The organism is Candidatus Acidiferrales bacterium (genome assembly GCA_036514995.1).
GTDB lineage: Bacteria > Acidobacteriota > Terriglobia > Acidiferrales > DATBWB01 > DATBWB01.
In genome coordinates this window covers 1-7,016 of record DATBWB010000025.1, presented here as the reverse complement: position 1 = coordinate 7,016, position 7,016 = coordinate 1, and the positions used below count along the sequence as shown (strand labels likewise).

Here is a 7,016-nt window from a genome sequence, read left to right as displayed (position 1 = left end):
ATGCACGAGATCCGACGCCCTATCGGAAAGCCAGCGAAGGACGGCCTCTTCGAGGTCCCGAGAGTCGAGCTCAAGGCAGAGTTCCAGGAGCGAGCGCCCGCCGTTCAGGACGATCCGGAAACAAGGCAAAGCATCTTGGCGTTGCTTCTGGGGAACGTGGTGCAGAAGAAGGCATTCCCTGCAACCGGCTGAATCACCTAGGCGGCCGTAGTTGACACAGAGCGAAGTGCCGGGGAAAAAGCAGCCAAATCCATTCTCCCGAATCTCTTCGATTGCATCCCGGATATATTGGACGACCCAGATCCGGTCTTCCACACTCATTGCTCCGTCTCGCATTTCAATCTCGTCTCAGCTCACCAAGCACATGCTGTGGGTTTCGCAGAAGGTTTGGCGCAACTGCATCCTGATTACCCGTTGCTCGTTGAACACCCGGTCCAGCAAAGCAACCACGGTGACGATTCGTTCCTTGCTGAAATGGTTCCGCTCGCCGCTCAAGACACCAAAGCAACCTGAAGCTGCCAGAAGGTGAAACGGCAAGACCACCAGCGAAAGCCGGGGAAACAACGCTCTCAGATAGTTATCCGCAAATTCGGACCGGCGAAAGGCGTCGGGGACAAAAAGGTTCATTCCCTCCCTCGTCAGCAGTTCGCAGAGGCGCCGGAAGGCATGGTGTCGCTCCAAGGTGAGCACCACGGCTGGATCATCGGCCGAAACGCAAAACAACATTTGTGTTGCGACCCGCACGTCGGCAAAGGCTACGGTTCCCTGAAGCATCTTTCGAAGCAAGCCCAGAAACCGAGACAAATCTTGCAAGCTCCAAGTGCCTTTGGCGCAGAAGGTCTCGACCAATCGGTGACCCGGTTCGATCATTTCGAGAAGCACTGTAGTTCGATCTCGGAGGCCGCTCGGTTTCTCTTTTGAGAACCACGTCATGTTCTTCCCGTTTGTCTCGGGTCCTGCGCTGAGTGTGGAGATGGCGAACTTGCGCGCGCGGAGTTGTTCCTGGAAGACTTCCGCCACTTGCCTAACCAAGGAATGGCGCAGAGCGCCGCCACGATGAAGACCATAAACAGGATCGTCCCCGCCATCGTCTCCCCGATCACGACTCACGCCCTCCACTTCTCCGCGGGGTGTCACACCGCTCGCAGTTCAGTGAAGAAATTTGGGGCCCGCCGGTCGGTTCCACCGAGAACGGATTCGCATGAAAACGACGAAGACTGCCAGCCCAATGAAATAGATCAATAGCGCTTTCATCTTCCTATCCCCATTTAATGTCCGCAGCTTCGGGCGCGAGCGCCTCGACCGCTGCCATGGCGCGACGAAACTTTTCGACGGCGTCACGTGCCAAGAGTTGAAATCCGATCTTGCCCCTCAGGTCGCCGATCAGACCTGGATTCAGGGCGGCGATGAGTGTCTGTAGGCCATCTTCGGCAACGACTACGTGGAACGGGAGGAGAACCCCAATATCGCGGTCGCTGAGGAGACTTTGGAATGCGAGTACGGGGTTGCAGACCGCCAAAATTACATAGCGCGAGCGACGAAGGCCGGTCCGGTGTTCGATGAAGTGGCCCAGGTCGAGTTCAGCTACGATATCTAGGCCTTCTCGCCGCAAAGCCTCCCACAGATGCCGCAAGACATCATTGAAGTTGAGGGGAACTGCGGTGGACATCGAAAATCCGCGAGTCGAAATCATTGCCGGTGGCCCTCCATCTCTCCAATTCCGTCAGGAAGCATTCGAGCTGCCATAAAGGGTTGCGATGAAATACCAGAAGTCCTTTGGCCTCAGCCTCGGAAGAAACCCTCTGCAGCCGTTGGGCTGGAGTGAATGTCTCGCTTGGCTGATTTCCGCCAACAAGCCTGTCAAGCCTGTACCTTTTCAGGCAATCACACCCCGCTGGCTCGCCGCGGCCATCCTGTAACTACTGAAAAATGAGGTACGAAACTGCACAAAGTGCTTTGGTGAAGGAATTGCCAAAGCACAGAGAGGCGGTCGGCTTCTTCTCACTTCACCGACCGCTCGGGAGCGGGCAGCCGCGCCAAAACAGAAAGAACGGGAAGAGTTCGAGAGGGGAATACCATCTTGTGAGTTAAAGGCTGAAGACAATTCGTGGAGGAGAAATGAGGACAGCAATTCTTGTGGGGATCACTCTGTTTATGTTCGCGCTTCCTTTGCGAGTGTCGGCCCAGCATGATCACCAGGGCCAGCCCCCGGCCTCGGAGCAGGAGGCTCGGCAACGCACTGCTATCTTGCAGGAGGGTGTAGAGATCGAAAAGCTTGTTGAGGAAATCTCAGCGCATTTCCAGGAGATGCAAGGCATCGAGGACCCGGCAGCGCTCAAGGCCGAAATGAAGAAGCACTGGGAGATGATGCAACAACTCCGTTCGATGATGGCCGGACACTACGGGACCATGTCCCGGCAAGTCAAAGACTGCCGGAAAAGCGGGAGCCGGTCATCACATCACGGGATGCGGCATTGATTGTCATCATTGATTCTTCGGATTTTTGCGAATACCATGAGGCGGGACAGGGAGTGTTTGGCCGGTGGGTTTGCAGATAAGTTCATTTGAGCAACGTATGAATCCCTGGCGCGGTGGTTTTCTGGCGCGATTCGGCCGTAGCCGTTTGACGAGGCCGGGCATGCTTGCCCTGGGGATTGTCCTGGTCTCTCTTCTGCACTACGTCACGAGCACGCGCCAGATCTTCCTTCACGAAATTTTTCAGAGAGCCTACTACCTGCCCATCATTCTGGCCGCCCTCTGGTACGGCCTCCGGGGAGGAATCCTCGCGGCAGCCTTTTCGGGGATTTGCTACCTGCCCCACATCGTGATCGCATGGCATGCCTACCATGCGTACAGCATCAACCAGTACGTTGAGATTGTGATGTTCTTTGTGGTGGGAACAATCGCCGGGGTGCTGGCCGATCAAGAAAAGCGGCAGCGGAAGAAGCTTCAGGAGACGGCCGAACAGTTGAGCCGCGTCTATCGCGAGTTGCAGGATTCCTTTGAACAATTGCGCCGCGCCGACCGCCTGTCCTCTCTCGGACAGCTTTCGGCGGGTCTTGCTCACGAGATCCGCAACCCGCTCGGCGCCATCCGCGGGGCGGTGGAAATCTTGCAAAAAGACAACCTTGCGACTGAAGCCCGCAAGGAGTTCTCAGCGATCGTCCTCAGGGAGACGCGGCGGCTCAACAACCTGGTGGAACACATTCTGGATTTTGCCCGTCCCCGAAAGGCGGAGTTGAAGCGGGTGGCCATCGGCGAGGTGATGAACTCGGTGCTGCCTTTGATCAAAGACAGGGCCAGCCAGGGGCATGTCCGGATCCTCACCGAACTATCTCCCGCGCTGCCGGAGGCGCAACTGGATCCGGGGATGATGCAGCAGGTGCTGCTGAACCTGATGGTGAACGCGATGGAGGCCATGCCTCAGGGCGGGGACATTCGAGTGCGCGCCTTCGGGCGCGACGACGGGTTGAACTTGCAGGTGACAGACCAGGGTTGTGGTGTGGAGGAAGCGGAGCTCGAGAAGATCTTTGATCCTTTCTACACCACCAAGGAAAACGGCACCGGCCTTGGCCTGTCCATCGCCCATCAACTGGTGGAGCAGCAAGGCGGACACCTCCGTGCTTCGAAGAATCGCGGGCCGGGCATGACGTTCTCGATTACTTTTCCGACCGTCAAGGTTGGAGGCGAGGCATGAAATCGGAAAGGATCTTGGTTGTGGATGACGATCCCAGCATGCGCCGGGTCATCGAATTCACTCTTGCCGAACACTACCAGGTGCGGGTGGCGGAGAACGGGAGCCAGGCGCTCGAATCGCTGGCGACGGAGCCGGCGGATCTTGTGATCACCGACGTGCGCATGCCGAGCATGGATGGAATGGAATTGCTGCGACGGGTGCGCCAGGGCTTTCCAGAGGTTCTGGTGATCCTGCTTACGGCTTACGGCTCGATTGACGCTGCCGTCGAAGCCGTCAAGAGCGGCGCTTACGATTACCTCACCAAGCCTTTCAATCCCGAGGAGCTCAAGCTGGTGGTCAGCAAGGCGCTGGAGCACCGCTCGGTCGTGGAAGAGAACCAGAATCTCCGGGAGGCGGTCCGGCAGATCTTCTCTTTCGAAAATATGATCGGGGCCTCGCCCAAGATTCGCTACGTCTTCGAAACCGCAGCGCGGGTGGCCAAAGCGGATTCGACGTTGCTGATATACGGCGAAAGCGGAACGGGCAAAGAGTTGCTGGCCCGCGCCATCCACCTGAACAGCCGCCGCAAGGACAAACCGTTTGTCACCATCAATTGCGCTGCCATCCCGCCGACGCTAATCGAATCAGAACTGTTCGGGCACCTTCGCGGCGCCTTTACCGGGGCCGTCGCACATAAGAGGGGGAAGATGGAGGTGGCTGATGGAGGCACCCTGTTCCTGGATGAGATTGCCGAACTTTCTCCGGAACTCCAGGTGAAATTGCTGAGGGCGATCCAGGAAGGAGAGCTCGAAAAGATCGGGTCGCTTGAACCCGTCCGGGTGGACGTCCGGTTCATTGCCGCCACCAATCGTAATCTCAAGAAAATGATCGAAGACGGAACTTTCCGGGAAGACCTCTACTATCGGCTGGCGGTCGTGCCCATTGAGTTGCCGCCTTTGCGCGAGCGGAAGGATGACATACCCGCCCTGTTCGAGCATTTTTTCCGTCGTTACAGCGAAGAACGCGGGCGCCCAGGCATGCGCTATGACTCCTCGATCCTTCCTCGACTGATGCATTACAACTGGCCCGGGAATATACGCGAGCTCCAAAACATCATCGAGCGAATGATTGTCCTGGCCCGGGGAGAAACTGTGGGCGCGGACGATCTGCCGGAGCCCATCCACTCCGTCCGGCCCTTCGTCGGAAACATCTGGCTGGAGCTTCCCGATACCGGCATCAACCTCGAAGAGGTCGAGCGAGCCCTGATTGAGCGCGCCCTCGAAAAATGCAACTGGAATCAGACGCGGGCAGCCAAATTCCTCGATATCAGCCGTAAGACGCTGATCTACCGGATGGAAAAATATGGGCTCCAACCTCCTGAGGGAAGCCAGACCGCTCCGGAAAACCAGCCTGCTGAGCATACGCAAGAAACAAGCTAGCCCCCGCGGCGGGCTTAGCCTTGACGGAAATCGGCCAACCCCTGTGCCTCAGTTGAGGCAATCGCTGGCTCTAATTCGCCTGCCATCTGGCAATTAATTGGAATCAGGGGATTTATTCAAACACACGCTGGCAGCCAGCGTGCTCCAGTCCATCGCTGCCTTGGCCGGTCGTCTGAGGCGAAGTGAGAAAAGCTAAGAAAAGTGAGGTTTCAAGATGCGTTGCACAGGACTGAGGTGGGTGGGTCTGTTGTTGCCTTTGGTGATGGGCACGCTGCCCTTGCTCAGAGCCGAGGAAGCGAAAAGCGGGGCGGGGCAAGGAACGAAACAAGCGTTTGCGGTTCGCTTCGAGACGCTTGCGCCAACCTCGCCGGCAGGGTCCCCGCCGCAAGCTGGCTCTCAGGAGATTTCCCTGGAGACGCTTACTGCGGAGGCCGAAAAGAACAACCCGGGCATCCAGGCGGCGTTGCGGGTGGTGGAAGCGAAACGAGCGCGCGTCCCGCAGGCCCGGGCCTATCCGGATCCGATGGTCTCGTTCGCCTACATGGGAAACCTCATTCCGCCTTTCACGCAACAGCGAGACGATCCCAGCAGTTTTCGGCAGATTGAGGCGAGTCAGGAAATCCCCTTTCCGGGCAAGCGCGGCCTTCGGGGCCGGATTGCCGGCAAGGATGCGGACGCAGCCTGGTGGGATTATGAGAACGCTCGCCGGCGGGTGGTGAGCGAGGTGAAGGTTGCCTACTACGATCTCTATTACCTGTACAAAGCCATTGCCATTACCGAGAAGAATCGCGACCTTCTCAACAAACTCGCCAAGATTGCTGAGGAAAAGTACAAGGTGGGCAAGGGCATCCAGCAAGATGTACTGAGGGCGCAAGTAGAAATCTCGCGGCTGTTGCAGCGTCTCACGGTGCTCGACCAGCTCAAACGAACGGCCGAAGCCCGCCTCAACACCCTGATCTATCGCCCGCCGGAGACGCCGATGGGCGCTCCCGGGGAAGTGCAAAAATCACCCCTGGTGTACTCGCTCCAAGAATTGACCGAGCGCGCTACCGAAAATTACCCCGAGCTTAAGCGACAGCAAGAGCTCATCGAGCAGAGCCAGTTCGTCGTGAACCTGGCGCAAAAAGAATATTATCCGAATTTTTCGGTCGGCTTCAGTTATCAGAACCGGTCCTCGGGTCTGCCGGAGATGTGGGGAGCTCGTTTCTCAGCTACGATTCCTGTTTTTTACAAGAATAAGCAGCGGCAAGGGGTCAATGAGGCCGCCCTGATGCTGGCGGGAGCAAAGCGTATGGAGGAAAACATCCGGATCGAGATGTTTTACTCGCTCAAGGAGCAATACCTGATGGCCCGGGCATCGGAGGCGCTGGCCGATCTCTACGCCAAGGCCATCGTGCCCCAGTCCACTCTGGCGCTCGAATCTTCGCTGGCGAGTTACGAGGTGGGCATGGTTGATTTTCTGACGATGCTCAACAACTTCACCACCGTGCTGGAATACGAAATCAATTACTATCAGGAGTTGACCAACTACCAAAAGGCTCTGGCGCGCATGGAGCCAATCGTCGGCATGAGTCTTACAAAGTGAGGTATCCACCATGAATTCAGGGAAGGGAATCTTGTTCGCAGTTGTTGCCGCCGGATTGCTCGGCGGTTTGAGCTGGCTGGCCGGAGGCGTCCCCGCTGCTCCGCAAGCAACCCAGGCCGTGCCGGCGTCTCGTCAGCACGCCATGCCCGCCGGCTCACCCGGCGAGCAGGCAACGGCCAGCCAAGAAAAGCGCGCCGCGGCCGGCGAGCGAAAAATCCTCTATTGGGTTGACCCGATGCATCCGGCTTATAAGTCGGATAAGCCCGGTACGGCGCCCGATTGCGGCATGGACCTCGTGCCGGTCTATGCCGATGAA

General features: G+C 57.7%; 8 protein-coding genes. 6 read left to right on the top strand and 2 right to left on the bottom strand.

Translation table 11 applies throughout. The features are described from left to right. Positions 1-192, top strand: a 192-nt coding sequence (locus tag VIH17_02045; protein ID HEY4682014.1) for a hypothetical protein, incomplete at its 5' end; no start/stop codon positions are given. A 156-nt stretch (positions 193-348) separates the two neighbouring features. Here the strand turns inward: VIH17_02045 and VIH17_02040 are convergent. Together VIH17_02040 and VIH17_02035 are read right to left on the bottom strand one after the other, a co-directional pair. Next, entirely contained in the window at positions 349-1,110 is a 762-nt protein-coding gene (locus VIH17_02040) for a hypothetical protein (GenBank protein HEY4682013.1), read from the bottom strand. A gap of 148 nt (positions 1,111-1,258) precedes the next feature. Next, entirely contained in the window at positions 1,259-1,693 is a 435-nt protein-coding gene (locus tag VIH17_02035) for a DUF302 domain-containing protein (GenBank protein ID HEY4682012.1), read from the bottom strand. Between the two features lie 425 nt (positions 1,694-2,118). Between VIH17_02035 and VIH17_02030 the strand changes: the two genes are divergently transcribed. The 5 genes from VIH17_02030 to VIH17_02010 form a co-directional block, all read left to right on the top strand. Beyond that, entirely contained in the window at positions 2,119-2,478 is a 360-nt protein-coding gene (locus VIH17_02030) for a hypothetical protein (GenBank protein HEY4682011.1), read from the top strand. 97 nt (positions 2,479-2,575) lie between these two features. Then, positions 2,576-3,697 (top strand): ATP-binding protein, encoded by a 1,122-nt coding sequence (locus VIH17_02025; protein ID HEY4682010.1) that lies wholly within the window; start codon positions 2,576-2,578, stop codon positions 3,695-3,697. Then, the gene (locus VIH17_02020) at positions 3,694-5,115 is read left to right on the top strand and encodes a sigma-54 dependent transcriptional regulator (GenBank protein ID HEY4682009.1); all 1,422 of its coding nucleotides are present in this window, start codon (positions 3,694-3,696) and stop codon (positions 5,113-5,115) included. Before VIH17_02025 ends, VIH17_02020 begins: the two co-directional genes overlap by 4 nt. Positions 5,116-5,329: 214 nt before the next feature. Next, positions 5,330-6,700 (top strand): TolC family protein, encoded by a 1,371-nt coding sequence (locus VIH17_02015; GenBank protein ID HEY4682008.1) that lies wholly within the window; start codon positions 5,330-5,332, stop codon positions 6,698-6,700. Between the two features lie 10 nt (positions 6,701-6,710). After that, on the top strand, positions 6,711-7,016 hold a 306-nt coding region (locus tag VIH17_02010), incomplete at its 3' end, for a heavy metal-binding domain-containing protein (protein HEY4682007.1).